Source organism: Micromonospora ferruginea (assembly GCF_013694245.2).
Lineage (GTDB): Bacteria > Actinomycetota > Actinomycetes > Mycobacteriales > Micromonosporaceae > Micromonospora > Micromonospora robiginosa.
This window is the reverse complement of record NZ_CP059322.2, coordinates 422,778-448,997: the sequence shown is the minus strand read 5'-3', so window position 1 is coordinate 448,997 and position 26,220 is coordinate 422,778. Positions and strand designations below refer to the sequence as shown.

The following is a 26,220-nucleotide window of genomic DNA, read 5'->3' as shown; positions in this document are numbered from 1 at the left end:
TCAGCGACGGGGGGCGTCGGTGACGACCGCGCCGGTGAGCCGGTCGTGCAGGCCGCGCCGGTGCTCGTCCATGATCAGGGCCGGGACGACGAGCGCCAGCAGGAGCCCGCGCAGCAGCCCCCGGGCCAGCCCGATCCGGCCGCCGTCGGCCCAGGCCACGCAGCGCAGCCTGGTCAGGTACATGCCGGGGGTCTGGGCGAAGAGGCCGAGGAAGAAGCCGTATTCGAGGATCAGCACCAGGACCGGGGGCCAGCCGTCGCGGACCGGGTCGGCGAAGGACCGGGCGACCATCAGGCAGAGCACCCAGTCGATGACCAGCGCGCCGAAGCGGCGGCCGAGGCCGGGGGGTGTGAAGGCGGGGTCGGCGGCGGGTGGCACCGGTGCGGCGGCGGTATCGGTCACAGCGGCCAGGGTAGCGCCGCCTCGGCACCCACCGGAAAATCCGACAATGACGGCGATCGCCATCAGAAGGTACGGGCGATGACGCTCCGCTAGCGACGTAACACGGCGGAAACAGAGGAGACACGGCCGGGCAACCGCCCGGCCATAGCGTCGCCACCAGCCAGCGACCGGAGTGGACCTGCCAGGAGGACGTGTGTTCGCCAATCCCGAGGAACTCCTGCGTTACCTCAAGAACGAGGACGTGAAGTTCGTCGACGTACGTTTCTGTGACCTGCCCGGCGTGATGCAGCACTTCAACCTGCCGGTCGAGTCCTTCGACGACAGCGTCTTCACCGACGGCCTCGCGTTCGACGGCTCGTCGATCCGCGGTTTCCAGGCCATCCACGAGTCGGACATGCTGCTGCTGCCGGACGTGGCCACCGCCTTCGTCGACCCGTTCCGCAAGCAGAAGACCGTCGCCATCAACTTCTTCATCCACGACCCGTTCACCCGCGAGGCCTACTCCCGGGACCCGCGCAACGTGGCCAAGAAGGCGGAGGCCTACCTCGCCGCCAGCGGCATCGCCGACACCGCCTACTTCGGCGCCGAGGCGGAGTTCTACATCTTCGACTCGATCCGCCACGAGACGTCGGCGCACCAGTCGTTCTACTACATCGACTCGATCGAGGGCGCCTGGAACACCGGCCGCGAGGAGGAGGGCGGCAACCGGGGCTACAAGACCGCCTACAAGGGCGGCTACTTCCCGGTGCCCCCGGTCGACCACTACGCCGACCTGCGCGACTCGATCGTGCGGCGGCTGGTCGACACCGGCTTCACCGTGGAGCGCTCGCACCACGAGGTGGGCACCGCCGGCCAGTCGGAGATCAACTACAAGTTCTCCACCCTGCTGCACGCCGGTGACCAGCTCCAGCTCTTCAAGTACATCGTGAAGAACGAGGCGTGGGCCAACGGCAAGACCGCCACGTTCATGCCCAAGCCGCTGTTCGGCGACAACGGCTCCGGCATGCACACCCACCAGAGCCTGTGGCTGAACGGCGAGCCGCTGTTCTACGACGAGACCGGCTACGCCGGCCTGTCCGACACCGCCCGCTGGTACATCGGCGGCCTGCTGCACCACGCGCCGTCGCTGCTCGCCTTCACCAACCCCACCGTCAACTCGTACCGGCGGCTCGTGCCGGGCTTCGAGGCGCCGGTCAACCTGGTCTACTCCCAGCGCAACCGCTCCGCGTGCACCCGCATCCCGGTCACCGGCAGCAACCCCAAGGCCAAGCGCGTCGAGTTCCGGGTCCCGGACCCGTCGGCAAACGTCTACCTCGCCTTCTCGGCGATGATGATGGCCGGCCTGGACGGCATCAAGAGCAAGATCGAGCCGCCGGCGCCGATCGACAAGGACCTCTACGACCTCCCGCCGGAGGAGTGGGGCGACGTCAAGCAGGTCCCCGGCTCGCTGCCGGCCGTGCTCGACTCGCTCGAGGCCGACCACGACTACCTGCTCGACGGCGGCGTGTTCACGCCGGATCTCATCTCCACCTGGGTCGACTGGAAGCGGTCCAACGAGGTCGACCCGGTGCGCCTGCGCCCGACCCCGCACGAGTTCGCGATGTACTTCGACTGCTGAGCACGCTCGTCAGCACCGGCCGGGCCGGCTCCGCCACCGCGGGGCCGGCCCGGCCCGTACCGCGCGCACCACGACCACGACCACCAGCACGGTCATCAGCACCGCGCCGGGTGCCTTGGTGAACCGGGCCAGGTTCGTGCCGTCCGGCACCGTCAGCACCGACGCGACCGCGCAGGGCGCCACGAACCAGACCGCCCGGGCCGGCGACACCACCGCCACCGCGAGCAGGGCCAGCGGCCAGATCGCGTACCAGGGGTGGAAGACCGGGGCGAGCAGCACGGTCGCGGCCAGCGCCAGCCCGGCGCCGAGCAGCGCCACCCGGGGGCGGGCCACGGTCAGCCGGGCCACCCGCTGCCGGGCGTCGTTCAACGAGCGCAGCGTCGACCACGCCCACCACCAGAGCGCCACCAGCAGCCCGGCCAGCAGCACCAGCCCGACCACCCGGGTCACCGGCACCGCGTGCGGGTGCCGGCCGACCAGCTCGCCGCCGTAGTCGACGACGAAACCGACAGCGGTCGGCGGCGAGGTCCACTGCTGCGAGTCGCCGCTGCGGCCGAGCCCGTCCACCCAACCCAGCCCGAGGCCGGTGGCGAGCGAGAGGACCAGCAGCGTGCCGAGCACCACGCCGGCCAGCCGGCCCCCGTCGCGCAGCAGCGCCCGCCAGGTGTAGCGGCCGAGCACGGCGGCGAGCGCCGCGAACGGCAGCACCACCACGGCGATCGCCTTCACCGCGACCGCCAGTCCCAGCAGCATGCCGGCCACCACCAGCGCGCGCGGTTTGCCCGGCCGGCGGACCAGCACCAGCAGCCCGAACAGGACCAGCCCGAGCGCGAGCGCGTCGTTGTGCGCGCCGGCCACCAGGTGCACCCCGACCAGCGGGCACGCCAGCACCAGCCAGGCCGCCCGGCGGGTGGGCACCCCGGCGGCCCGGGCCAGGCCGGGCAGGCAGAGCGCGGCCAGCAGCACCCCGGCCACCGCGACCAGCCGGAGCAGCACGACCGCCCCGACCAGGCCACCGCCGGCGAGCACCGCCAGCCCGGCCAGCAGGACGAAGAACGGCCCGTACGGCGCCGGGGTGTCCCGCCAGATCGGCGACACCGACCCGGCCCACGGGCAGCCGGCCGCCGCGACCCCCACCCGGTACGGGCTGACCCCCTGCGTCCAGGTCCAGCCCTGGCAGACGTACGAGTAGACGTCCCGGCTGCCCAGCGGCGGCGCGGCCAGCAGCGGCAGCGACCAGAGCCCGGCGGTCAGACAGGCCCACCGGCCGGACGGGGCGCCCCAGCGCAGCGACCACCAGGCGCCGACCAGCAGCACGGTCCCGACCAGCCAGCAGCCGAGCGTCACCGGCCCGTGCGGGGCCTGCCACAGCGCGGTGAGCGTGGCGCGCGGCGGGGCATCGGGCAGTGCCCCGCCCAGCCAGCCGGCAGCGGTGAGCAGGAGCGCCCCGGCGAGACCGGCGTACCGGGCGGGCGCGGCGGCGACCGGCTGGACCGGCGCGTCGGACTCGCTCACCGACGCCCTCCCTCACTCCACCGGAACCGGCTGCCGCTCCTTCCGAGCCGACCGTACCAACCACACCACCAGCACGATCACGAACAGCGTCATCAACGGCGCGCCGGGCATCTTGGTGAAGCGCGGCAGGCCGGTCCCGTCCGCCAGCACCAGGAACGCCGACACCAGGGTGACCACCGAGAACCAGCCGGTCCGGCGCGCGACGGCGGCCAGCACGGCCAGCGGCCACAGCCAGTACCAGGGGTGGAACAGCGGCGAGAGCCCGACGGTGGCGACCAGCGCCAGCGCCGCGTGCCAGAACGGCTCGCCCCGCCGCCACGCCCGGAACCAGAGCCAGACCAGCAGCGCGACCAGCACCACCATGCCGATCGCCCGGGTCGCCGGCAACGCGTCGACGTGCACCCCGAACGGCGCCAGCAGGTAGCCCACGGTCTGCCCGACCGCGGTCGGCGGCGAGGTCCAGGCCACCACCAGGCCGCCCTGCTCCAGCCCGCTGATGAAGCCGAGGCCGAGGCCGGCGACGAGCGTCACGCCGGTCAGCGCCGCCAGCGCGCCGCCGATCACCCACCCGCCGTCGCGGACCAGCGTCCGGATCCGGTACGGCCCGACGACCGCGGCCAGCGCCGCGAACGGCACCACCACCAGCGCGGTGACCTTGACGCCGGCGGCCAGGCCGAGCAGCAGCCCGCCGGCGAGCAGCGGACCACGCCGGCCAGGTCGGGCCGCCACCACCGCCAGCCCGGCGACGAGCAGGCCGACCATCATCGCGTCGTTGTGCGCGCCGGAGGCCAGGTGCACCGGGACCAGCGGGCTGGCCAGCGCCAGCCAGAGCGCCCGTCGCGGCGGGACGCCGCAGCGGCGGGCCAGCACCGGCAGCGCCCACGCGGTCAGCGCCACCCCGGCCAGGGCGAGCACCCGGAACAGCGCGACCGCGCCCCACAGCGACCCGGTGGCCTTCACCACCGCGCCGGCGAGCAGCACGAACAGCGGCCCGTACGGCGCCGGGGTGTCCCGCCAGATGTACGAGATGGTGTCCAGCCACGGGCACGGCAGCGCCGACACGCCCTGCTCGTACGGGTTGATCCCGGCCGAGAAGCTGGCACCCTGGCACGCGTACGCGTACACGTCCCGGCTGCCCAGCGGCGGGGCGACGAGCATCGGCAGCAGCCAGAGCCCGATCGTGACGAGCGCCCAGCGGGTCGACGGCACCCGGTCGCGGAGCGACCACCACGCCCAGGCCAGCAGCCCGGTGCCGGCCAGCCACAGGGCGATGGTCAGCGGCCCGTTCCGGCCCTGCCAGATACTGACCGGGGTGGGGCGCAGGTCACCGTCGGGCAGCGCGCCACCGAGGTACGCGGCCACGGCGAGCAGCGCCGAGCCGGCCAGGCCGACCCAGCGCGAGAGGTGGTGAGACACGTTCACCATGCTGCCAGTACGGTGGTTCGCGATCAGGAGGTGGGCATGCGCGGTCCTCGGGTGGTCGCGGTGTCCGCCGTGTCCGCGCTCGTCCTCGCCACGCTCTACCTGATCCTGCCGGCCACCGGCTCGGACCTCTCCGCCCAGGTCGCCCGCGCCGGGTTCTTCGCCGCGCACGGTTCCGCCCCGGTCGACCTGCGCTGGTACGGCGGGGTGCACCCGTGGGGCTACAGCCTGGTCTCCCCGCCGCTGATGGCGCTGCTCGGGGTCCGCCCCACCGGCGCGCTCGCGCTGCTCGCCTCGGCCACCGCGTTCGCGGCCCTGCTGGTGCGGACGCGGGTGCCGCGCCCACTGCTGGGCAGCCTGGTCGGGGTGGCCACGATCGCCGGCAACCTGGTCTCCGGCCGGGTCACCTACGCCCTCGGCGTCGCGTTCGGCCTGGCCGCGCTGCTCGCCCTCACCCTGCCCACCGCCTCGACGCGGTCCCGGACCGCCCATCCGACCGGTCCGTCGCCCGGCTCGCGCCCCGCCGAAGCGGCCGACTCGACCGGTCCGTCGCCCGGCTCGCGGCCCGCCGAAGCGGCCGACTCGACCGGTCCGACACCCGCCGAAGCGGCCCGCTGGGCCGGTCCGGCACCCGCCGAAGCGGCCCGCTGGCTTGGCCTGCTGCGCGCCGGGGCCGTCGGCGTGGCCGCGCTGTTCGCCTCGGCGACCAGTCCGGTGGCCGGGCTGTTCGTCGGGCTCGCCGGCGTCGCGCTGCTGCTCACCCGCCGGTGGTCCGACGGCCTGCTGCTCGCCGTGCCGGCCGCCGCGCCGCTCGCGGTGACCGGGCTGCTGTTCGGCGAGGGCGGCTGGATGAACATCAGCCGGGCCGACACGGTGCACGCCGTGGTGACCAGCCTGCTGGTGGCGGCGCTGGTGACGTACCGGCCGGTGCGGGTGGGCGCGCTGCTCTCCGCGGCCGGGGTGCTGGCGGCGGCGCTGCTGCCCACCCCGGTCGGGTTGAACGCCACCCGCCTGGTGGTGATGTTCGCGCTGCCGGTGCTGGCCGCCGCCGCGACGCTCCCCCGCGCGCTCGCCGGCCGTACACCTCTCGGGCGCGGCCTGCCACGCGGCGCCGGGGCGGTCGGGTTGGCCGCGCTGCTGGCGGTGGTCTGCTGGTGGCAGCCGCCGGTGGTCGGCGCCGACCTGCGCAGCGCCGGGGATCCGACGGCCGACCCGGCGTACTTCGCGCCGCTGCGCGCGGAGCTGGCCCGGCGCGGGCTCACCGGGCGGGTGGAGGTGCCGCCGACCCGCAACTACTGGGAGGCCGCCCGCCTCGGCGAGGTGCCGCTGGCCCGGGGCTGGCTGCGGCAGGCCGACATCGACCGCAATCCGCTGTTCTTCACCACCGTGCCGGGCGCCTCCGGCACCGGCGTCCCGCTGACCGCCGACAGCTACCGGGCCTGGCTGGCCGACAACGCGGTGCAGTACGTCGCCGTACCGGACGTCGAGCTGTCCTGGGTCGGGCGGCCGGAGGCGGAGCTGGTGACCGCCGGCCAGCCGTACCTGACCGAGGTCTGGTCGGACCGGCACTGGCGGCTGTACGCGGTCACCGACCCCACCCCGCTGGTCGGCGCGCCCGCCGAGCTGGTCCGGCAGGACGGCGCCTCGGTCACGTTCCGCGCCCCCGCCGCCGGTCCGGTCCCGGTCCGGGTCCGCCACGACCGCTGGCTCACCGTCACCGGCGGGGCGACGCTCGCTCCCGACGGCGACTGGCTCACCGTGACGGTCCCCCGCCCCGGCACCTACACCCTCACCAGTTGACCGCCGGCGGCGGTGTTAAGCGGGGGCCCCTGCTATACCGGATGCGTTAACCGGGGGCCCCGCCTTACAGGGGGGCTTCGAGGATGTGCTGGACCACGGTGCGGGAGTGACGGCCGGTGCGCAGGTACTCGTCGAGGAACTCGCCCGGGTCCTCGCGGCCGAGCAGGCGCACCACCCCGGCCAGCTCCACCCCGTGCCGGGGCAACTGGTCGCCGGCCCGGCCCCGCACCAGCATCAACGCGTCGCGGACCTGGGCGGCGAGCGTCCAGCCGGCGGCCAGCTCGGCCGCCTCCGCGCCGTCGAGCAGGCCGGCGTCGCGGGCCGCCGCCAGCGCGTCGAGGGTACGGGTGCCGCGCAGCGCGGGCAGCTCGCCGGCGTGCCGGAGCTGGAGCAACTGCACCGCCCACTCGACGTCGGCCAGGCCGCCCCGGCCCAGCTTGGTGTGGGTGGCCGGGTCGGCGCCCCGGGGCAGCCGCTCGGTCTCCACCCGCGCCTTGATCCGCCGGATCTCCACCACCTGCTCGCGGGTCAGCCCGCCGGCCGGGTAGCGCACCGGCTCGATCATCGCCTCGAACTCGGCGCCCAGCTCGGCGTCACCGCAGACGAACCGGGCGCGCAGCAGCGCCTGCGCCTCCCACACCCGCGACCAGCGCGCGTAGTACTGCGCGTACGCGGCGAGGCTGCGCACCAGCGGGCCCTGCCGGCCCTCCGGGCGCAGGTCGGCGTCGACGCCGAGCGGCGGGTCGGGGGCGGGCGCGGAGAGCAGCCGGCGCAGTTCCTCGGCGATCGCGTGCGCGGCGGCGCTGGCCGTGCTCTCCTCCACCCCGGCCGGCGGGTCGTAGACGAACAGCACGTCGGCGTCGGAGAGGTAGTTGGACTCGTACCCGCCGAGGCGGCCCATGCCGATCACCGCGAAGCGCAGCCCCGGCGGGCCGGGCTGGGCGGCCCGGGCGGCGCGCAGCGCGGCGGCCAGGGTGGCGTCGGTGACGTGGGACAGCGCGGCGCCGACCGCGGTCACGTCCACCACGGTGGGCCGGCGTTCCCCGCCGCCGACCGGGCGCGCGGTGAGCGGGGCGAGCGACCCGGCCCGGCTGAGCACGTCGGCGGCGGCGATCCGGACCAGCTCGCGGCGGCGCAGCGCGCGGACCGCCCGGGTCGCCTCGACCGGGTCGTCGTGCCGGGCCGCGGCGGCGGCGAAGCCCTCGACGAGCGTCTCCCGGGGGCGGGGGGTCAGTTCGCTGTCCTCGGCCAGCAGCCGCAGCGCCTCCGGCTCGCGGGCGAGCAGGTCGGCGGCGTACCGGGAGGAGGAGAGCACCCGGGCCAGCCGGCGGGCCACCGGGCCGGAGTCGCGCAGCAGGCGCAGGTACCACGGGGTGCTGCCGAGCTTGTCGGAGACCTGCCGGTAGTTGAGCAGCCCCCGGTCCGGCTCGGGCGCGTCGGCGAACTCGTCCAGCAGCACCGGCAGCAACGTGCGCTGGATCGCGGCGGTGCGGCTGACGCCGCCGGTGAGCGCCTGCAGGTGCCGCAGCGCCCCGGCCGGGTCGGCGAAGCCGAGCACCTCCAGCCGGTGCCGGGCCGCCTCGGGCGTGAGCCGCAGCCCTTCGGCCGGCACCCGGGCGACCGACTCCAGCAGCGGCCGGTAGAGCAGTTTGGCGTGCAGCCGGCGTACCTCGGCGGCGTGGATGACCCACTCGGCGCGGAACTCCTCGACGGCGCTGCGGCCGGGGGTGGCCGCGTAGCCGAGCGCGGCGGCGAGCCAGCGCAGCGCGGCCGGCTCGGTCGGCACGGTGTGGGTGCGGCGCAGGCCCTGGAGCTGGAGCCGGTGCTCGACGGCGCGCAGGAAGCGGTAGCCGCGCAGCAGCGCCTCGCCGTCGGCGCGCCCGACGTAGCCGCCGGCGACCAGGGCGCGCAGGGCCGGGATGGTGCCGGGTACGCGCAGCGACTCGTCGCCGCGGCCGTGCACGAGCTGGAGGAGTTGGACGGCGAACTCGATGTCGCGCAGCCCGCCCGGGCCGCGCTTGATCTCGCGTTCCAGCTCCTTCGGCGGCACATTGTCGAGGATCTTGCGGCGCATGGACCGGACGTCGGAGACCGCCTCCGGCCGCTCGGCGGCGGTCCACACCAGCGGGGCGAGCGCCTCGACCCACTCCCGGGCCAGCTCCAGGTCGCCGGCCGCCGGCCGGGCCTTGAGCAGCGCCTGGAACTCCCAGGTGCGGGCCCAGCGCTTGTAGTAGGCCAGGTGGCTGGCGAGCGTGCGGACCAGCGGACCCCGGTTGCCCTCCGGGCGCAGCGCGGCGTCGACCGGCCAGGCGACCAGCCCGCAGATCCCGATCAGCCGGGCGGCGACCTGGGTGGCGGCGGTCAGGTCGTCGTCGCCGGCGGCGACGAAGATGACGTCGACGTCGGAGACGTAGTTGAGTTCGCCGCCCCCGCACTTGCCCATCGCCACCACCGCCAGCCGGGGCGCGGCGGTGCCCTCGGGCAGCTCGTCGACGGCGATGTCGTAGGCGGCGGCCAGCGTCGCGTCGGCCAGCCCGGAGAGCGCGGCCATGGTCTGCTCCAGGCCGCGCCCGCCGGTCAGGTCGGCCGCCGCGATCCGCAGCAGCGCCAAGCGGTACGCCTGCCGCAGCAGCGGGACCGCGCCGGTGACGGCGGTCAGCTTGGCGGCGGCGGCCAGGTCAAGCCGGCCGTCGGCGGTCGGGGCGAGCCCGTCCGGCTCGGTGGCCAGCACCGCCCACTGCCCGGCGTTGGCGACCAGGTGGTCGCCGAGCGCCGAGGAGGCGCCGAGCACCGCGACCAGCCGGCGACGCAGCCCCGGATCGGTGGCCAGCGCGTCGCGGATCGCCACCTCGTCCCCGGTGCGGCGCTCCGACTCGACCAGCCGGTGCAGTTGGCGCAGCGCCAGGTCCGGGTCGGCGGCCCGGGACAGCGCGGTGAGCAGCTCCGCGGCCCGGTCGTCGGCCGGTTCCTGCGTCTCCGGGCGCCACAGGCCGAGCCCGTCCGGGCCGAGCAGGTCGGCGGCGCGGGTGGCGCCGTCGCCCTCGGCGAAGCCGTAGCGGGCGAGGCGCCCGCGAGCCGGCCGGGTCACCTCACGCCCCGAGCAGCGGCAGGGTGCGGCGCGGGCTGTCGTCGTCGCCGAGTTCGCCGAGCGCGAGCGCGGCGAACCGGATCGCGAACGGTTGCCACGCCTCCTCGACGTCCGCCATCGCCCGGTCGCAGGCGGCCACCACCAGCTCCGGGTCGTAGCCCAGGTCGGCCAGCGTGGCCGAGTCGCGGGACCACTCGGCGATCATCGCGGTGTCGCACTCGATGTGGAACTGCAGCCCCCAGGCCCGGTCGCCGAGGCGGAACGCCTGGTGCGGGTAGCGGGTGGACGCGGCGAGCAGCGTCGCGCCGTGCGGCAGTTCGGTGATCTCGTCGGCGTGCCACTGGAGCACGTCGGGCATCAGCGGCACATAGCGGAACAGCGGGTCGGTCTCGGCGGCGTCGCGCCGGCCCACCACGGTGGGCCCGACCTCCGGCCCGGACGGGCTGCGCTCGACCCGACCGGCGTGCGCGGTGGCGAGCAGTTGCGCGCCCAGGCAGATCGCCAGCGTGGGCACCCGGTGCCGGACCGCCTTGCGCAGCAGCCCCTCCAGCGCCGGGAACCAGGGCGCGCCGGGGCTGTCGTCGGCCAGCGGGTAGGCCTGCTGGTCGCCGCCGAGCACCACCAGTGCGGCGTACCCGGTCAGGTCGGCGGGGAGCGCGTCGCCCGCGTGCGGGCGCAGGACGCGCAGTTCCAGGCCCCCTTCGGTGAGCCACTCCCCCAGGCGGCGGAGGTCGTCGGTCGGGTCGTTCTCGATCACCAGCGCGGTCGCCACGACGTCGAGGCTAGCCGGTACGCCCGCGCGGGGGCGGTCCGGCTCGGCCGCACTAGGCTCGCGGTCGTGCCCACCGACGACTGCCTGCGCCCACCGGCCCTGCGTCCCGACGACGCGGTCATGCTGGTGTCGCCGTCCGGCCCGACCCGTCCCGAGCGGGTGGCCCGCGGCATCGAGCTGCTCACCGGCTGGGGCCTGCGGCCGGTGCCCGCGCCGAACGCGTACGCCCGGCGGGGTTACCTGGCCGGCGACGACGCGCTGCGGGCCGCGGACCTGAACGCGGCGTTCGCCGACCCGGAGATCCGGGGCGTGATCTGCACCCGGGGTGGCTACGGCGCGCAGCGGGTGGTCGACCTGATCGACATGGCGGCGGTACGCCGCGACCCGAAGGTGGTGGCCGGCTTCTCCGACATCACCGCGTTGCAGTTCGCGCTCTGGCGGGGCACCCGGCTGGCCGGGGTGCACGGCCCCGGCGCCGCCTGGCGGGACGAGCGCACCCCGATCCGCTCGGCGGAGTCGCTGCACGCCGCGCTGATGACCACCGAACCGGTGACGGTGGCGGCGGTCGAGACGGAGGAGACGTACCCGGTGCGGGTGCCCGGGCGGGCCGAGGGCCGGTTGATCGGCGGCAACCTGTGCCTGATCACCGCGTCGGTCGGCACCCCGGACATGCCTGATCTCACCGGCGCGATCCTGCTGGTGGAGGAGGTGCAGGAGCCGCCGTACAAGGTCGACCGGATGCTGACCCACCTGCGCCGGTGCGGCGCGCTGGCCGGGCTCGCCGGGGTGGCGGTGGGCCAGTTCACCGAGTGCGCCGACGGCTGGGACACCACGATCGTCGACGTGCTCACCGACCGCCTGGGCGACCTGGGTGTCCCGGTCCTCGGCGGCCTGCCCATCGGCCACGGCCCCCACCAGCTCACCGTCCCGGTGAACACCCAAGCGGTCCTGAACACCACCACCGCCACCCTCACGGTCTCCCCGCCGTCCGCTGACCCCGCCCCGCGCCCCGCGCCCCGCCCCCGCGCCCCGCGCCCCGCGCGGTCGATCATGAAGTTGGCGGCAGTTCAGAGATCGACAACTGCCGCCAACCTCATGATCGACCTCAGCGCGGGGTGAGGTGGGCGACCGTGCCGGTTTCCAGGGCGGCCCAGACCGCTCCGTCGGGGGTGACGGTGAGGCCGTGCGGTTCGGAGGATGGGGTCGGCAGGGTGTGGTGGGTGAAATGGCCGTCGGGGGTGACGTGGCCTAGGCGGTTCGCGCCCCACTCGGTGAACCAGCAGCCGCCGGCCGGGTCGGCGACGATCGCGTGCGGCCGGGCCGCCCGGTCCGGCAGCGGGAACTCGTCGATCCGCCCGTCCGGGGTGATCCGGCCGAGCTGACCGGCGACGATCTCCACGAACCACAGCGCACCGTCGCCGCCCCGGGTGATGCCGACCGGCCCGGCCCCCTCGGTCGGCAGCGGGTGCACCGTCACCGAACCGTCCAGGTCGACCCGGGCGATCGCGTTCGCCTGGTTGAGCGTGAGCCAGAGCGCGTCGTCCGGCCCGGCGGCCAGCATCGACGGGAAGCCCTTGGCGACCGGCAGGCCGAACGTGCTGACCTGCCCGTCGACGGTGACCCGACCGATTGTGTCGTCGCCCATGCCGGCGTACCAGAGCGCACCGTCCGGGCCCACCGCCAGGCCGCACGGGGCGCAGCCGGGCGGCAGCGCGACCGAGCTGCTCTCGCCGTCGACGGTGATCCGGCCGAGGCGGTGGTCGCCGGAGCGGGTGTACCAGAGCGCGCCGTCCGGGCCGGCGGTGATGATCAGCGGCCGGCTCTCCGGCGGGTCGGTGCGGTGGACCCGCACGTCGCCGTCGAGGCCCAGCCGGGCGACGCCGCCGGAGCCGGCCAGCGTCAGCCAGAGCGCGTCGTCGGGCCCGAGCGTGATCGCGTACGGGCCGGCGTCCGGCCCGGTGAGCGCGAGCTCACGAATGACGGGCTGTGTCATGAGGGATGGCCTTTCGTCGGGATTCCGCCCCAGCGTCGCGGCCCGCCGACGGAGAGGCAACCGCATTTGTCCCGATCCGTGGCGCGGATTGCCAGCTCGCTGACAGGTTCGCCACGGGTTGCCCCCAGCTCCGTTAGTCACTGTCAGTGACGTCATCGCACCACCACCGAACAGGAGAACCGCATGATCCGCATGACGAGGAAGCGCCTGCTGGTCGGCCTGGCCGCCGCCGGGGTGCTCGGCGTCGGGATCGCCGCCCCGACGGTGGCGCTCGCCGACGACAACAGCCCGAGCGCCGGCGCGAGCACCGAGCAGGGCGGCGACCGCCACCAGCAGCAGCACGCCGACCGGCAGGCCGAGTTCGCCGACGCGCTCGCCAAGGAGCTGGGCGTACCGGCCGACAAGGTGACCGCGGCCCTGGAGAAGCTGCGCGAGCAGCGGCAGGCCGACCGCCCGGAGCGGCCCACCCCGCCGTCCGCGCAGGACCGGCAGGCCGCGCTGAAGGACCGGCTGGACCAGGCCGTCAAGGACGGCAAGCTGACCCAGGACCAGGCCGACGCCGTGCTCAAGGCCGCCGAGTCCGGCGTCTTCCCCGGCCCCGGCGGTATGGGCGCCCGCGGCTGGCACAAGTGAAAGGCGGGGCCCCCTCTTAACGCATTCGGTAGAGGAGGGGGCCCCGCTTAACACCTGTCGGGGACAGCGGCGTCGGGCGGGAGCCGCCCGACGCCGCCGGCGGATGCTCCTATGGAAGTCAAGCTGTGTTGAGTGCGGCGAAGTCGGCCATTAGTGCGGCGTGGACTTCGCGGACGATGTAGCGCTTGAGGCAGCGCATGATTTCGATCTTGGCGAGACCTTGTTTGGTGCGTCGTTGCACGTAGTCACGGGTGCGCGGGTCGTAACGCATGCGGGTTAACGCGATCGTGTAGAGAGCGTTGTTGGCTGCTCGGTCGCCGCCGCGGTTGAGGCGGTGGCGGTCGGTGCGTCCCGAGCTGGCGGGAATCGGCGCGGCGCCGCACAGGTGAGCGAGGGCGGCTTCGGAGCGCAGCCGGTCGGGGTTGTCGCCGGCGGTGGCTAGGAGTTGCCCTGCGACCTCAGGTCCGACGCCGTAGAGCGCGCTCAGGCGTGGGGCAGTCTTTGCCACTGCCGGGCGCAGCCGCCGGTCGGCCAGGGCAATCTCGGTGTAGAGGGCCTGCACTCGGGTGGCGACCGCGCGTAGCGCGGCTCTGGTCGCGTGGACAGGGTCGGTCAGGGCGGTGTCGTCGATCGTCAGGCTCGCGCAGGTGGTGATCAGCGCGGGTCTGGGCAGCCCTGCCAGGCTGCTGCGCACGGCATCGGGCGCTGACGTGATCAGGCCGTGGAGCTGGTTGAGGGCAGCGGTGCGGGCCTTGACCGCGCCCCGGCGGGCCACGCGCAGCGCTCGGATGGCCTCGACCGGTCCAGTGCGGGTCTTGGGTGTGCCGGCGGCCTGCCCGGACAGGGCCGCGCGGGCGGCGGCGACCGCGTCGATCGGGTCGGACTTACCTTTGCTGCGGCGGGTCTTGCGATCGGGCCGGTCGACCTCGACCAGGCAAACACCTTCGCCGGCCAGATATCGGGCCAGTCCTGCGCCGTAGGTGCCGGTGCCTTCCACTCCCACCTTGATCAGCCGGCCGAACGACCGCAGCCAGGCCAGCAGCGCCCGATAGCCGGCCGGCGTCGCGGTGAACTGCTGATCTCCCAGTACGCGGCCGGCCTGATCGACGACAGCGGCGTGATGAGTCTTGCCGTGGGTGTCTATCCCACCCGTGACCGGGCGCTTCTTGGCTGCCATGCTGAACTCGTCGTCCCTCTCGCTCGCACCGAACAGGGTCGGCACGCACCCGCCGGGCAGGCGGACAAGACAGTGACGGGGCCTCTCGCACAGGCTCCTATGAAGTCACGAACGCCCAGCCAGTGACGTGCAGGAGCGGTCACCCGGACAGTCGACAGATCCAGCGAAGGACAGCAACCGTCGGTCAGCGCAAGGGTCAGACAGCCGGGTGACCGCTCCTACATCCTCACTGTCAGCGCAGGTACGGGCCGTCGACGCCGATCCGGCCCGGGGCCGGGTTGCCGGGCAGGTCGAGCACGTAGACCCGCAGGTTGCCCTTGCCGCTGACCGACGCGGTGAGCGTGCCGTCGGTGACCGTCCGCACGTCCCCGGTGACCACGTCGGTGTACCGGCCGTTGGGCACGCCCCGGAACGTGGCCGAGCCCGAGACGGTGACCAGCGCGAAGCTGTCCACCGCGCCCTCGGTGAAGCGCCGCTTGTACGCCATCGCGCCGCTCACGCCCTCGGTCGAGTACTGCCCCTTCTGCAACGCCGGCACGGCCCGCCGGATCAGGTTGAGCCGCTGCACGTGCTTGACCAGCGGCTGGGCGAGCGTGGTCGCCACCGTGCCGCTGGCGGAGCCGACCACCCCGAAGTCGGCGGCGGTGACGCTGCCGGCCAGGTGGTCGCCGTAGTAGGCGCGGCCGGTGGTGGCGAGCGGGCAGGTCGGTCCGCAGTCGATCCGCGCCCCCTTCTGGAACTCGATCTCGGAGCCGTAGTAGAGCGTCGGGATGCCGCGGAACGTCCACATCAGGCTCATGTTCTCGGCCCACGCGTCGGTGCCGCCGGTGTAGCGGGTCGAGGACTTGTTCGGCCCGTAGTCGTGGCTGTCGACGTAGACGGCGTTGTAGGTGGCGTCGTTGTAGCTGTCGTCGGAGTCCTTGCCGTTGCCGAACGCGTTGCCGGCGTCGGAGAAGTTCATGTGCATCCGCATGTCGATCACGTTCATGCCGGAGAACTTCGAGTGGTCCGGCGCGTGGTACGCGTTGCCGCGCAGGAACGCGTTGTCCGTGGTGGGCTGCCCGGCCGGGCCGAGGAGTTGCTCGTAGTCGTACTGCTCGATGGCGGCGCGCACGTCGTCCGGGCTGTACTCCTTACGCTCCTTCCAGGTGAAGAACTGGGCGGAGTGGTTGACCGAGCCACGGTTCCACTTGTCGTTGACGAACGCGGCGACCTCGCCGAAGACGTAGAAGTCCTTGCCCTTCGCGCCGAACCGGGACACGGCGTGCTGCTGGATGGCGGGCAGGAAGCGCCGGTTCCAGGTGACCCGGGGGATGTGCACGGCGGTGTCGATCCGGAAGCCGTCCACGCCCATGTCGATGAACCGGTTGTACGCGTTGATCAGGTATTCCTGCACGGCCGCGTTCTCGGTGTTGAAGTCGGCCAGGTCCTCGTGCAGCCAGCAACTGCGCGCGTCCTCGCCCTCCCAGTTGCCGATCCAGCACTGGTGGTACCTGTCGGCGGGGAACAGCTTGCTGGTCGGGGTGGGCCACTGGCACTGGTAGAGCGTGTAGCCCTCGGCGCTGCGCCCGCCGGTCGGCGTACCCCAGTTCAGGCACTGGTTGCCGGTGGGCGCGGCGGACGACCAGACGTCGCCGTTGTACGGCCGCCCCTTGGCCTTGGCGTTCTGCGCCGGGGTGAGCGCCGGGTCGTTGCCGGTGGCCTCGACCATCGGGTCGTACTCCCGGCCGGCCTGCGGCTGGTCGTAGTACCACTTCCACTGGTCGTCACGGGTGCCGTAGACGGTGGGTGTGAAGAGGCCCTTGGCGCCCCAGCGGGAGCTGTGGTTGTAGACCACGTCCTGGAAGATCTTGATGCCCTTGGCGTGTGCCGCGTCGATCAGGTCCTGGTAGGACGCTCCGGCGCTCTCCAGCCGCGGATCCACGCGGTAGAAGTCCCAGCCGTGGTAGCCGTGGTAGTCGTAGTCGGAGCGGTTGAGCACCACCGGCGTGATCCAGATCGCGGAGAACCCGAGCGCCTTGATGTAGTCGAGCTTGTCGACCAGCCCCTTGAAGTCGCCCCGGAACATCGGGTCGTTGTTCGCCGCGTTGCCGGAGGCCACGTGCTGGCTGCCGCCCCGGTCGTTGGCCGGGTCGCCGTCGGCGAACCGGGCGGTCATCACGAAGTAGATGCTGTCCTCGCGCGGGTCGCCGCCGAGCGGGGCGCCGCCGGCCGGCGCGCTTCCGGTGGTCGCGGACGCCGGCGCGCTCGCCGCCGACCGGTTGCCGGCCGCGTCGAGCGCCCGCACACTCCAGGTGTACGCCGTGGCGGGCCGCAGGTCGTACGCGACGTACCGGGTGGTGGTGCTGGTGACCGTGGTGCTCCCGGCGCCGCCGGTGCGGGTCAGCTCGTACTCGGTCACACCCCGGTCGTCGGTGGCGGCGGTCCAGCTCAGGGTGACCGCCAGCCCGTCGGCGACGGCGGTGAGGCCGCCCGGCGTGGACGGCGGCGTGGTGTCCGGGACGGTCGGCGCGCACGGGTCGGTGGCGGAGGGGGTGACCCGGCCGTTGTCCACGACGCTGCGCCCGACGCCCAGGGTGTAGTCGGCGCCGCCGTTGTTGTCCCAGGCGCCGGCGGTGTCGTTGAACGCCGCGGTGAGCCCGGTGGCCGTGCCGAGGTCGACGACCCGGCGGGCCCAGCCGGCGCAGCGCGTCTCCATGGCGACGCCCGGCGCGGTGGTCCAGGCGCCACCGGCGGGCCGGTAGTGCAGGTTGGCGGCGGCCCAGCCGCGCGGGGTGAGGTGGTACCAGACCTCGGCGGTGTTCCCGGCGGTGCCGGACGGCGACGGCGAGGGGCTGGTGGTGGCGGACGGGGTCGGCGACGGGGTGGCGGTCGCGCACGGGTCGCCGGTGCCGATCCGGCCGGCGGCGACGGTCACCGTGCCGGTGCCGAGGCGGTAGTTGGCGCCGTTGTTGTTGTCCCAGACGCCGCTGCCGTTGGTGAAGACGACCTGGAGACCGGTGGCGGCGCCGAGGTCGACGGTCCTGCGCCGCCAGCCGGTGCAGGCGGCGTCCATCGGCACGCCGGGCACCGGCGTCCATGCCTGCCCGTCCACGCCATAGTGGATGTTCACCGAGGCGCCCCAGGCGGCCGGCGGCTGGTAGTAGACGGTGACGGTGTTGGCCGCCGCGGCGGCGGTGAACGGCAGCAGCGCGGCGAGCACACCGGTGGCGAGCGCGAGCGCGCCCCACCGGCGACGGGTGGTGATGGTCCTGCCCCTCATGGCGGCTCTCCTGACACCCACGCCCGCTCCGGCGGACGCAAGGGGATGAAGGCGTTGCAAGAACTTGCGACGCGTGGTGCCAGGAAGTTACCAGCTTCGATTCCCGGAAACCAGGGGTTCACAATCAACGATATGCGCAACCCCTTGCATCCCCCGCAACTCCTTGCTCCCGACTCCGCCACCGAGCCGGGAGCAAGGAGCGCTCAGCCCCCGGCCGGCGGGGTGAAGAGGCCGAGCAGGTTGCCGGACGGGTCACGCAGGCGCGCGTGCACCAGGCCGCTCGGCGCGGTCACCGGCTTCGCCAACACCGTGCCGCCGGCCGCCTCAGCCCGCCGGCAGGCCTCCGCCACGTCCGGCACCTGGGCGTAGAAGATCGCGTAGTTGTCGGCGGCGGAGTCGGTGCCCCGGATCGCGCCGCCGATCCCCGACTCGCCACCGGCCGCCGTCTGCCGGTAGGAGTTGGCCGGGCCGCCCTGCTCCTCGAAGCTCCAGCCGAACAGCTCGGCGTAGAAGCGCTGCGCCTCGTCCGGGCGGTCGGCGCCGATCTCGAACCAGGTCACGGGCGTGCTGGACATGCTGCCTCCTCACCGCGCCGGCCGGTCGGCCGGCGTCGTCAGCATCCAGCGTCGACCCGACCCGCGACAGCGTCCTGTCGGTGTTTCCACCCGGATCAGACCAGGCTGAGCGGGCGCACCCGGTCGACCGGGAGGTCGAGGTCGCCGGGGCGCAGCTCCCGGGTCACCGGCTCGGCCAGCGGGTGCACCGAGCGGATCCGGTCGGTGCGGAAGCAGCGCAGCCCGTCCCGCAGCCGGCACCAGGCGACCAGGTACCAGTGCGTCGCGTTGCCCAGGTAGCCCAGCGGCTCCACGTCACGGGCCGAATCCGCGCCGCCCCGGTCGGCGTACCGCAGGCGCAGCACCCGCCCGGCGGCGACCGCGTCGGCGACGGCGGCCGGGACGGGCGTGCCCGGCCCGTCGCCGACCAGGTGCACCCGGCCGGCGAGCCGGTGCGCCTCGGCCACCGCGGCCGGCGGCATCACCGCGACCAGCTTGCGCAGCGCGGCGCCGGCCGCCGGGGCGAACGGCGAGCCACCGAGGCGGTGCAGCGCCACCGCCATCGCCACCGCCTCGGCCGGGGTCAGGTTGACCGGCGGCAGGGTGCGGGCCCGGTCGACCACGTAGCCGCCGGTGCGGCCCGGCTTGGCCCAGATCGGCACGCCGGCGCCCTGCAGCGCGGTGATGTCGCGCTCGACGGTGCGGGTGCTGACCTCGAAGCGCCCGGCCAGCCAGCGTGCGCTGCGCGGGCGCGGCGACACCGCGCGCAGCTCCTCGACCAGGGCGTAGAGCCGATCCGTCCGGTTCACCCCACGAACCCTAGGCCGGGGGTACGACGCCTCAGGCGATGCAGGCGCAGACGATCAGCGCGGCGCCGAAGTGGGTGGCGGCGCTGACCCGGGCCGCCGGGTGCGGCTCGTCGGCGGCGATGACGTCGCCCAGCCGACCCGGGGTGAGCAGGTCCAGCACGAAGAAGGCCAGCGCCATCACCAGCAGGCCGACCAGCCCGAAGATCACCGTGGAGACCAGCCCCTTAGTGAACGAGCTGTAGCTGGTCAGCACCGCGGTGAAGACGATGCCGGCGATGCCGAGCTGGTTGGCGGCGAGCAGCAGCGCGGCGTTGCCGTTGCGGCGCACCCAGATCAACTCCCGCAGCTTGCCCGGGGTGAGCAGGTCGACCAGCACGAAGCCGGCGGCCATCAGCGCCACCCCGACCACGCCGAACACGATGCTCTGCCACGCCCCGTTGAGCAGATCTCCCAGCACCCGAACGCCTCCCCGGCTCCGCCCGCCCGGGCGCGGGTGCGCGGGCGGTGCCGCAGACGATAGCGGCACCGCGCCAACTCGATCTAGAGCGAGAGGTAGTGCTGCCGCTCGTAGGGGGTGACCTCGCGGCGGTACTGCTCCCACTCGGCCCGCTTGTTGCGCAGGAAGAAGTCGAAGACGTGCTCGCCGAGCACGTCGGCGACCAGCTCCGAGCCGGCCATCACGTCGATCGCCTCGGACAGGTTCTCCGGCAGCGCCTCGTAGCCCATCGCGCGGCGCTCGGCGCTGCTCAGCGACCAGACGTCGTCCTCGGCGCCCGGGGGCAGCTCGTAGCCCTCCTCGATGCCCTTCAGGCCGGCGCCGAGCATCACCGCGAACGCCAGGTAGGGGTTGGTCGCCGAGTCCAACGACCGGACCTCGACCCGGGCCGAGTTCGGCTTGCCGTAGGCCGGCACGCGGACCAGCGCGGACCGGTTCAGGTGACCCCAGCAGACGTACGCCGGGCTCTCGGTGATCCGGTCCGGCAGCGCCAGCGGGAAGAGCCGCTTGTAGGAGTTGACCCACTGGTTGGTGACCGCGGTGTATTCCCGGGCGTGGGTGAGCAGCCCGGCGATGAACGACTTGGCGACCTTGGACAGCTTCATCGGGTCACCGGCGTCGTGGAACGCGTTGCGCTCCCCCTCGAACAGCGACAGGTGGGTGTGCATGCCGCTGCCCGGCTGGTCGGTGAACGGCTTCGGCATGAAGCTGGCCTGCACCCCGGTGGAGAGCGCCACCTCCTTGACCACGTGCCGGAACGTCATGATGTTGTCGGCGGTGGTGAGCGCGTCGGCGTAGCGCAGGTCGATCTCCTGCTGGCCGGGGGCGACCTCGTGGTGGCTGAACTCCACCGAGATGCCGATCCGCTCCAGCGCCAGCACCGCCTGGCGGCGGAAGTCGCGCGCCACCGCGTGCGTGGTGTGCTCGAAGTAGCCCCCGGTGTCCACCGGGACCGGCACCGAGCCGTCCTGCGGGCCGTTCTCCAGCAGGAAGAACTCGATCTCCGGGTGGGTGTAGAAGGTGAAGCCCTTGTCGGCCGCGCGGGACAGCATCCGGCGCAGCACGTGCCGCGGGTCGGCCCAGGAGGGGCTGCCGTCGGGCAGCAGGATGTCGCAGAACATCCGGGCGCTCTCGCCGCTCACCCCGCCCTCGAACGGGAACACCTGGAACGTGGTCGGGTCGGGCATGGCCACCATGTCCGACTCGAAGACCCGGGCGAAGCCCTCGATCGCGGAGCCGTCGAAGCCGATGCCCTCCTCGAAGGCCGCCTCCAGCTCCGCCGGGGCCACCGAGACGCTCTTGAGCGTGCCGAGCACGTCGGTGAACCACAGCCGGACGAAACGGATGTCCCGCTCCTCCAGCGTACGGAGGACGAACTCCTGCTGACGGTCCACATCCACCCCTCGTGACACGTACGTCCTGCACCGGCCGGGCCGGCCCGGCTGACCGCTCAGTCTCCACCGGCCTCGTTACGCCGACGTTACGCCCTTCCCCGGCGGGTCGTCCTGTCGTGTCCCGCCCTCGGAGACGGTGGCCCTCCTCTCCCCCCTCCGGCCTGATTCGGCCGGGACGGCTGGGGAAAGATGGGGGCATGCCCACCCTGCGTCTCGCCCTGTGCCAGGTCAACCCGACGGTCGGCGACCTCACCGGCAACGCCGACCGGGTCCGCGCGTGGACCCGCAAGGCCGCCGACTCCGGCGCCCAGCTCGCCCTCTTCCCCGAGCTGATGGTGACCGGCTACCCGGTCGAGGACCTGGTCTTCCGCCGGTCGTTCGTCGCCGCGTCCCGGGCCGCGCTGCACCGCCTCGCCGCCGACCTGGCCGGCGACGGCCTCGGCGACCTGCCGGTGCTGGTCGGCTACCTGGACGCGGACGGGCCGCCGCAGGTCAGCGCCGACGCCGAGCCGGGCCGGGGGGCCCGCAACGCGGCCGCGCTGCTGCACCGCGGCGAGGTGGTGGCCACCTACTTCAAGCACCACCTGCCCAACTACGGGGTGTTCGACGAGGACCGCTACTTCGTCCCCGGCGACACGTTGACCGTGGTGCGGCTCGGCGGGGTCGACGTGGCGCTGACCATCTGCGAGGACCTGTGGCAGGCCGGCGGCCCGTTCGCGGTCGCCCGGCAGGCCGGCGTGGGGCTGGTGCTCAGCATCAACGGCTCGCCGTACGAGCTGAACAAGGACGACGCGCGGCTGCCGCTGGTCCGCCGGCGGGCCGCCGAGGCGGGCGCCGCCATCGCGTACGTGAACATGGTCGGCGGCCAGGACGAGCTGGTCTACGACGGCGACTCGCTGATCGTCGACGCGGACGGCACGCTGCTGGCCCGGGCGCCGCAGTTCGTCGAGCACCTGCTGGTGCACGACGTGGAGCTGCCGGCGGCGCCGGAGACGACCGGCGGCGCCACCGACCTGGCCGACGGGATGCGGCTGGTCCGCCACGAGGTGCCGGCGATCCCGCCGGCGTCCGGCGGGCCCGCGGCGACCGGCGGGATCATCGAGCCGGTCGCCGACGAGGCCGAGGTGTGGCAGGCGCTGGTGCTGGGCCTGCGCGACTACGCCGACAAGAACCGGTTCCCGTCGGTGGTGCTCGGCCTCTCCGGCGGCATCGACTCGGCGGTGGCGGCGGCGCTCGCGGTGGACGCGCTCGGCCCGCAGCGGGTGGTCGGCGTCTCGATGCCCAGCCAGCACTCCTCCGAGCACTCCCGCACCGACGCCGAGGACCTGGCCAAGCGCACCGGCCTGGACTACCGGATCGAGCCGATCCAGCCGATGGTCGACACGTTCCTGGCCAACATGTCGCTGTCCGGCGTGGCGGTGGAGAACCTCCAGGCCCGGGTCCGCGGCGTGATCCTCATGGCGCTGTCGAACCAGGAGGGCCACCTGGTGCTCACCACCGGCAACAAGAGCGAGCTGGCGGTGGGCTACTCGACTCTCTACGGCGACTCGGTGGGCGGCTACAACCCGGTCAAGGACGTCTGGAAGACGCTGGTGTGGCGGCTGGCGAAGTGGCGCAACGCGGACGCGGCCCGGCGCGGCGAGACGCCGCCGATCCCGGAGAACTCGATCGGCAAGCCGCCGTCGGCCGAGCTGAGCCCCGGCCAACTCGACAGCGATACGCTGCCCGACTACGACGTGCTCGACCCGATCCTGATCGGCTACGTCGACGGCGACCTGGGCCGCGACGGCCTGGTCGAGTCCGGCCACGACCCGGCGGTGGTCGACAAGGTGCTGCGGATGGTGGATACCGCCGAGTACAAGCGGCGGCAGTCCGCGCCCGGCACCAAGATCTCCATGAAGGCGTTCGGCCGGGACCGGCGGCTGCCGATCACCAACCGCTGGCGCGAGGACGGCTGAGCGAGCTTCGGCCGGGAGTGAATTCCTCCACTCCGACCTGCCGGCGGCCGGCCACCCGGTGCGACGATCGCGGGGAACCCGGGGACCGCGTGCGCGGCCTCGAGGAAGGGAGATTGTCATGGTGGAGTCCACCCCGACCGAGGTGACCGCCCTGTACGGCGGGCCGGCCACCCGGCGGATCCGCACCCGCGACCTGCTCGTCGCCAAGGAGCGTGGCGAGCGGTGGGCGATGCTCACCTCGTACGACCAGTACACCGCCTCGATCTTCGACCAGGCGGGCATCCCGGTGCTGCTGGTCGGCGACTCGGCCGCGAACAACGTCTTCGGCTACGAGACCACGTTGCCGGTGACCGCCGAGGAGCTGCTGCCGCTGGTCCGTGCCGTGGTGCGGGCCACGAAGCACGCGCTGGTCGTCGGCGACCTGCCGTTCGGCTCGTACGAGGAGGGGCCGGCGCAGGCGCTGCGCACCGCGGTGCGGTTCATGAAGGAGGGCGGCTGCCACGCCGTCAAGCTGGAGGGCGGCCGGCGCTGCGCCGCCCAGATCGAGGCGATCGTCGGCGCCGGCATCCCGGTGATGGCGCACATCGGCTTCACCCCGCAGAGCGAGCACACGCTCGGCGGCTACCGCGTGCAGGGCCGGGGCGACACCGCCGAGGAGGTGCTCGCCGACGCCCGGGCGGTGGCCGAGGCGGGCGCGTTCGCGGTGGTGCTGGAGATGGTGCCGGGCGAGGTGGCCAAGCGGGTCACCGGCGAGCTGTCCATCCCCACGGTCGGCATCGGGGCCGGCCCGGACACGGACGGGCAGGTGCTGGTCTGGCAGGACATGGCCGGGCTTCGCGCCGGCCGGGCGCCGCGTTTCGTGAAGCGCTACGCCGACCTGGCCGGCGCGTTGACCGACGCCACCCGGCAGTTCGCCGACGAGGTGCGCGGCGGCGAGTTCCCCGCCCCCGAGCACACCTTCTGAGGATGTAAGGCGGGGGCCCCGCTTAACGCATTCGGTAGAGGCGGGGGCCCCGCTTAACAGCCGACTGTTAAGCGGGGCCCCCGCCTAACCGCGAGGCCGCGCCGCTCAGAGATCCGTCACCCGGATGCCGGCGTGCGCCTTGTAGCGCTTGTTGATCGCGATCAGGTTCGCGGTGAACGCCTCGATCTGGTGGGCGTTGCGCAGCCGGCCGGCGTAGATGCCGCGCATGCCCGGAATCCGGGCGGCCAGCGCGGCGACCACGCCGACGAGGTCCCGGTCCTCGGTGCAGATCAGCACGTCGAGGTCGATCCGGTCGACCTCCGGGTCGGCCAGCAGCGGCGCGCTGACGTGGTTGAACGCGGCGCAGACCCGGGAGTCGGGCAGCAGCGCGGCGGCCTGCTGCACGGCGCTGCCCTCGGCCACGGTCAGCGCGTACGGGCCCTGCTTGTCGAAACCGAGCGGGTTGACGCAGTCCACCACGATCTTGCCGGCCAGCGGCCCGGCGAGCGCGGCGACGGTGGCCTCGTGCCCGTCCCACGGCACCGCGACGACCACCACGTCGCTGCGACGGGCGACCTCCTCGTTGGCCGCGCCGGAGACGGCGGCGCCGGCCGGCACACCCGGCAGGGCGGCGATCTCGGCGGCGGCCTCGGCGGCCCGGTCGGCGGCGCGGGAGCCGATGAGCACGGTCTGCCCGGCCCGGGCGAACCGGTAGGCGAGACCCCGCCCCTGGTCGCCGGTGCCGCCGATGATGCCGACGGTGAGCCCGGAGACGTCGGGCAGGGTGGTCGCGTCGTAAGCCATGCGGTCATCCTCGCAAAGCCCGCGACCGCTCGGCGCGTCGAGGCGCTGTGACAATCCCCGCGCCGGGTCAGGCGCGCTCGAAGGCGACCTTGCGTTCCACCGGGTCGGCGGCCGTCAGCCGGACCTGGACGCGCTCGCCGAGCGGCAGCTCGCCGGTGCAGCGGGCCCGCACCGGCGGCTCGTCCAGCGCGACCGTGCCGCCGGGCGGCCGGCCGGCCCGGCCGTTGCCCGCCGGACGGGGTTCGTCCACGTCCAGCACCGCCGCCTCGAACGTCTCGCCCACCCGGTGCGCCAGCAGCACCGCCTCGGCCAGTTCGATCGCGCCGCGGGCGGCCGCGCCGGCGGTCCGGTCGGTCGTCGCCATCACCTCGGGCAGCTTCGGCAGCGCCTCCCGGACGTGCGCGGGCACCTCGCGCCCCTCGTGCAGGGCCAGGCAGGCCTCGGTGGCGTAGCGGTCGGCCAGGCGGCGCAGCGGCGCCGTGACGTGGGCGTACGCGGCGGCCACCCCGCCGTGCTCCGGCTGCTCGGGCACCGCGCCGTCGAAGGCGGTGTACGCGGCCCCACGCATCAGCTCGGCGGCCTGGTCGACGAAGGCGGCCGCGCGGGGCTGCGACGCGTCCAGCCCGGCGAGCACCTGGCCGACCGAGACGCCGTCCGGCCAGGGCACGCCGAGCGGGCCGGCGGCCAGCCGCAGCTTCTCGACCGCCTCCGGGCGGGGGCGGGGCATGGTCCGGAGCAGGCCGATCCGGCCGGCGAGCATGATGTCGGCCGCGGCCATGCCGGTGAGCAGCGAGATCTGCGCGTTGTGCTCCTCCATCGGGCCGGGGCCGCGCAGCACCAGCCGCCACCCGTCGCCGTCGGGCTCGACGTCCTGCTCGGGCAGCGGCAGGTTGATCGCGCCCCGGCGCAGCCCGCGCGCGGTGAGCAGCGCGCCGATCTCGGGCAGCAGGGCGATCGGCTCGGGCAGGCGGCCGGCGTCGGCGTCGCGCTGCACCCCGCCGTAGTCGAGCTTGGCCCGGCTGCGCACCCGGGCGCGTTCCAGGCCGACCGCGACCGTGCCGCCGTCGGCGTCCAGGTCGATGGTCCAGAGCACGGCGGCCCGGTCGGCGTCGGGCAGCAGGCTGGCGGCGCCCTCGCTGAGCGTGTGCGGGTGCAGGGGCACGTTGCCGTCGGGCAGGTAGACCGTCTGACCCCGCCGCCACGTCTCGGCCTCCAGCTCACCCCCCGGGTGTACGTGGGTGAGCACGTCCGCGATCGCGTACCGCACGCGGTAGCCGCCACCGGGCCGGCGGGCGAGGTGCATCGCCTGGTCGAGGTCGCGCGAGGTCGCCGGGTCGACGGTGACGAACGGGATGTCGGTCCGGTCGGCGACGGCCGGCAGCGGCGCGGCGGCCGCGGTGTCGGCCTCGCGCTGCGCCGCGGCCGGGAAGCTCTCGGGCAGGCCCAGCTCGCGGCGCAGCGCGCCGAAGTCGATGCGGGGCGCCAGTACGCGTCGGATCACCACGCGGTCAATCCTGACAGTGCTCCGCACGTTCCGCTCACCGGCGCGGCGCCGCCGC

General features: G+C 74.1%; 19 protein-coding genes and 1 pseudogene. 6 read left to right on the top strand and 14 right to left on the bottom strand.

Annotated elements, in window-relative coordinates:
- Nucleotides 1-465: an RDD family protein gene (locus tag H1D33_RS02230; protein ID WP_414685478.1), complete on the bottom strand. Its 465-nt coding sequence runs from the start codon at nucleotides 463-465 to the stop codon at nucleotides 1-3.
- Between the two features lie 130 nt (nucleotides 466-595).
- On the opposite strand from H1D33_RS02230, the gene glnA (H1D33_RS02225) reads away from it, so the two are divergent.
- A complete protein-coding gene (gene glnA / locus H1D33_RS02225; RefSeq protein ID WP_181569646.1) occupies nucleotides 596-2,020 on the top strand; it encodes a type I glutamate--ammonia ligase in 1,425 nt (474 codons plus the stop codon).
- A gap of 9 nt (nucleotides 2,021-2,029) precedes the next feature.
- Here glnA (H1D33_RS02225) and mptB (H1D33_RS02220) read toward each other — a convergent pair whose 3' ends face one another.
- Both mptB (H1D33_RS02220) and mptB (H1D33_RS02215) read right to left on the bottom strand, forming a co-directional pair.
- Complete coding sequence (gene mptB, locus H1D33_RS02220; protein WP_181569647.1) at nucleotides 2,030-3,535, bottom strand: polyprenol phosphomannose-dependent alpha 1,6 mannosyltransferase MptB; 1,506 nt, start codon at nucleotides 3,533-3,535, stop codon at nucleotides 2,030-2,032.
- 12 nt (nucleotides 3,536-3,547) lie between these two features.
- Nucleotides 3,548-4,951 carry a polyprenol phosphomannose-dependent alpha 1,6 mannosyltransferase MptB gene (mptB, locus tag H1D33_RS02215; RefSeq protein WP_181572944.1) on the bottom strand — a complete coding sequence of 468 codons (1,404 nt, stop codon included), beginning with the start codon at nucleotides 4,949-4,951 and terminating at the stop codon, nucleotides 3,548-3,550.
- Nucleotides 4,952-4,996: 45 nt separating this feature from the next.
- Between mptB (H1D33_RS02215) and H1D33_RS02210 the strand changes: the two genes are divergently transcribed.
- Nucleotides 4,997-6,757: a hypothetical protein gene (locus H1D33_RS02210; protein WP_181569648.1), complete on the top strand. Its 1,761-nt coding sequence runs from the start codon at nucleotides 4,997-4,999 to the stop codon at nucleotides 6,755-6,757.
- A gap of 64 nt (nucleotides 6,758-6,821) precedes the next feature.
- On the opposite strand, the gene H1D33_RS02205 is transcribed toward H1D33_RS02210, so the two are convergent.
- Both H1D33_RS02205 and H1D33_RS02200 read right to left on the bottom strand, forming a co-directional pair.
- Nucleotides 6,822-9,845 (bottom strand): bifunctional [glutamine synthetase] adenylyltransferase/[glutamine synthetase]-adenylyl-L-tyrosine phosphorylase, encoded by a 3,024-nt coding sequence (locus H1D33_RS02205; RefSeq protein WP_181569649.1) that lies wholly within the window; start codon nucleotides 9,843-9,845, stop codon nucleotides 6,822-6,824.
- Between the two features lies 1 nt (nucleotide 9,846).
- On the bottom strand, nucleotides 9,847-10,617 hold the full coding sequence (locus tag H1D33_RS02200; RefSeq protein WP_181569650.1) for a type 1 glutamine amidotransferase: 771 nt from the start codon (nucleotides 10,615-10,617) through the stop codon (nucleotides 9,847-9,849).
- A 66-nt stretch (nucleotides 10,618-10,683) separates the two neighbouring features.
- Between H1D33_RS02200 and H1D33_RS02195 the strand changes: the two are divergent.
- Nucleotides 10,684-11,601: pseudogene (locus tag H1D33_RS02195) on the top strand (S66 peptidase family protein); the annotation flags it as partial.
- Between the two features lie 121 nt (nucleotides 11,602-11,722).
- On the opposite strand, the gene H1D33_RS02190 reads toward H1D33_RS02195, so the two are convergent.
- Nucleotides 11,723-12,610, bottom strand: a complete 888-nt coding sequence (locus tag H1D33_RS02190) for a Vgb family protein (protein ID WP_181569652.1) — start codon at nucleotides 12,608-12,610, stop codon at nucleotides 11,723-11,725.
- 183 nt (nucleotides 12,611-12,793) lie between these two features.
- On the opposite strand from H1D33_RS02190, the gene H1D33_RS02185 reads away from it, so the two are divergent.
- The gene (locus tag H1D33_RS02185) at nucleotides 12,794-13,243 is read left to right on the top strand and encodes a hypothetical protein (protein ID WP_181569653.1); all 450 of its coding nucleotides are present in this window, start codon (nucleotides 12,794-12,796) and stop codon (nucleotides 13,241-13,243) included.
- Nucleotides 13,244-13,361: 118 nt separating this feature from the next.
- Here the strand turns inward: H1D33_RS02185 and H1D33_RS02180 are convergent, their stop codons facing one another.
- The 6 genes from H1D33_RS02180 to glnA (H1D33_RS02155) all read right to left on the bottom strand — a co-directional run bounded on the left by H1D33_RS02180 (nucleotide 13,362) and on the right by glnA (H1D33_RS02155) (nucleotide 20,935).
- Nucleotides 13,362-14,420, bottom strand: coding sequence for an IS110 family RNA-guided transposase (locus H1D33_RS02180; protein ID WP_307755338.1), 1,059 nt, complete (start codon nucleotides 14,418-14,420; stop codon nucleotides 13,362-13,364).
- A gap of 232 nt (nucleotides 14,421-14,652) precedes the next feature.
- Nucleotides 14,653-17,682 carry a carbohydrate binding domain-containing protein gene (locus H1D33_RS02175; RefSeq protein ID WP_181569655.1) on the bottom strand — a complete coding sequence of 1,010 codons (3,030 nt, stop codon included), beginning with the start codon at nucleotides 17,680-17,682 and terminating at the stop codon, nucleotides 14,653-14,655.
- Nucleotides 17,683-17,885: 203 nt separating this feature from the next.
- Nucleotides 17,886-18,257, bottom strand: coding sequence for a VOC family protein (locus H1D33_RS02170; RefSeq protein ID WP_181569656.1), 372 nt, complete (start codon nucleotides 18,255-18,257; stop codon nucleotides 17,886-17,888).
- Nucleotides 18,258-18,352: 95 nt separating this feature from the next.
- Nucleotides 18,353-19,045, bottom strand: coding sequence for a helix-turn-helix transcriptional regulator (locus H1D33_RS02165; protein WP_181569657.1), 693 nt, complete (start codon nucleotides 19,043-19,045; stop codon nucleotides 18,353-18,355).
- A 31-nt stretch (nucleotides 19,046-19,076) separates the two neighbouring features.
- Entirely contained in the window at nucleotides 19,077-19,502 is a 426-nt protein-coding gene (locus H1D33_RS02160) for a DUF350 domain-containing protein (protein ID WP_181569658.1), read from the bottom strand.
- A gap of 83 nt (nucleotides 19,503-19,585) precedes the next feature.
- The gene (gene glnA / locus H1D33_RS02155; protein WP_181569659.1) at nucleotides 19,586-20,935 is read right to left on the bottom strand and encodes a type I glutamate--ammonia ligase; all 1,350 of its coding nucleotides are present in this window, start codon (nucleotides 20,933-20,935) and stop codon (nucleotides 19,586-19,588) included.
- Between the two features lie 197 nt (nucleotides 20,936-21,132).
- Here glnA (H1D33_RS02155) and H1D33_RS02150 point away from each other — a divergent pair, with 197 nt between their 5' ends.
- Nucleotides 21,133-22,893: an NAD+ synthase gene (locus tag H1D33_RS02150; protein WP_181569660.1), complete on the top strand. Its 1,761-nt coding sequence runs from the start codon at nucleotides 21,133-21,135 to the stop codon at nucleotides 22,891-22,893.
- 118 nt (nucleotides 22,894-23,011) lie between these two features.
- Nucleotides 23,012-23,857 carry a 3-methyl-2-oxobutanoate hydroxymethyltransferase gene (panB, locus tag H1D33_RS02145; protein ID WP_181569661.1) on the top strand — a complete coding sequence of 282 codons (846 nt, stop codon included), beginning with the start codon at nucleotides 23,012-23,014 and terminating at the stop codon, nucleotides 23,855-23,857.
- Nucleotides 23,858-23,962: 105 nt separating this feature from the next.
- On the opposite strand, the gene npdG is transcribed toward panB, so the two are convergent.
- Nucleotides 23,963-24,661 carry an NADPH-dependent F420 reductase gene (npdG, locus tag H1D33_RS02140; RefSeq protein WP_181569662.1) on the bottom strand — a complete coding sequence of 233 codons (699 nt, stop codon included), beginning with the start codon at nucleotides 24,659-24,661 and terminating at the stop codon, nucleotides 23,963-23,965.
- Between the two features lie 67 nt (nucleotides 24,662-24,728).
- Nucleotides 24,729-26,165, bottom strand: a complete 1,437-nt coding sequence (locus H1D33_RS02135) for an RNB domain-containing ribonuclease (protein ID WP_181569663.1) — start codon at nucleotides 26,163-26,165, stop codon at nucleotides 24,729-24,731.
- Between the last annotated feature and the right edge of the window lie 55 nt (nucleotides 26,166-26,220).

Bases quoted from the DNA above. Each gene is read 5' to 3' on its own strand.
- H1D33_RS02230 (WP_414685478.1), bottom strand. From the start codon at position 465: ATGGCGATCGCCGTCATTGTCGGATTTTCCGGTGGGTGCCGAGGCGGC.
- H1D33_RS02210 (WP_181569648.1), top strand. From the start codon at position 4,997: ATGCGCGGTCCTCGGGTGGTCGCGGTGTCCGCCGTGTCCGCGCTCGTC.
- H1D33_RS02190 (WP_181569652.1), bottom strand. From the start codon at position 12,610: ATGACACAGCCCGTCATTCGTGAGCTCGCGCTCACCGGGCCGGACGCC.
- H1D33_RS02185 (WP_181569653.1), top strand. From the start codon at position 12,794: ATGATCCGCATGACGAGGAAGCGCCTGCTGGTCGGCCTGGCCGCCGCC.
- H1D33_RS02180 (WP_307755338.1), bottom strand. From the start codon at position 14,420: ATGGCAGCCAAGAAGCGCCCGGTCACGGGTGGGATAGACACCCACGGC.
- H1D33_RS02175 (WP_181569655.1), bottom strand. From the start codon at position 17,682: ATGAGGGGCAGGACCATCACCACCCGTCGCCGGTGGGGCGCGCTCGCG.
- H1D33_RS02170 (WP_181569656.1), bottom strand. From the start codon at position 18,257: ATGTCCAGCACGCCCGTGACCTGGTTCGAGATCGGCGCCGACCGCCCG.
- H1D33_RS02150 (WP_181569660.1), top strand. From the start codon at position 21,133: ATGCCCACCCTGCGTCTCGCCCTGTGCCAGGTCAACCCGACGGTCGGC.
- panB (WP_181569661.1), top strand. From the start codon at position 23,012: ATGGTGGAGTCCACCCCGACCGAGGTGACCGCCCTGTACGGCGGGCCG.
- npdG (WP_181569662.1), bottom strand. From the start codon at position 24,661: ATGGCTTACGACGCGACCACCCTGCCCGACGTCTCCGGGCTCACCGTC.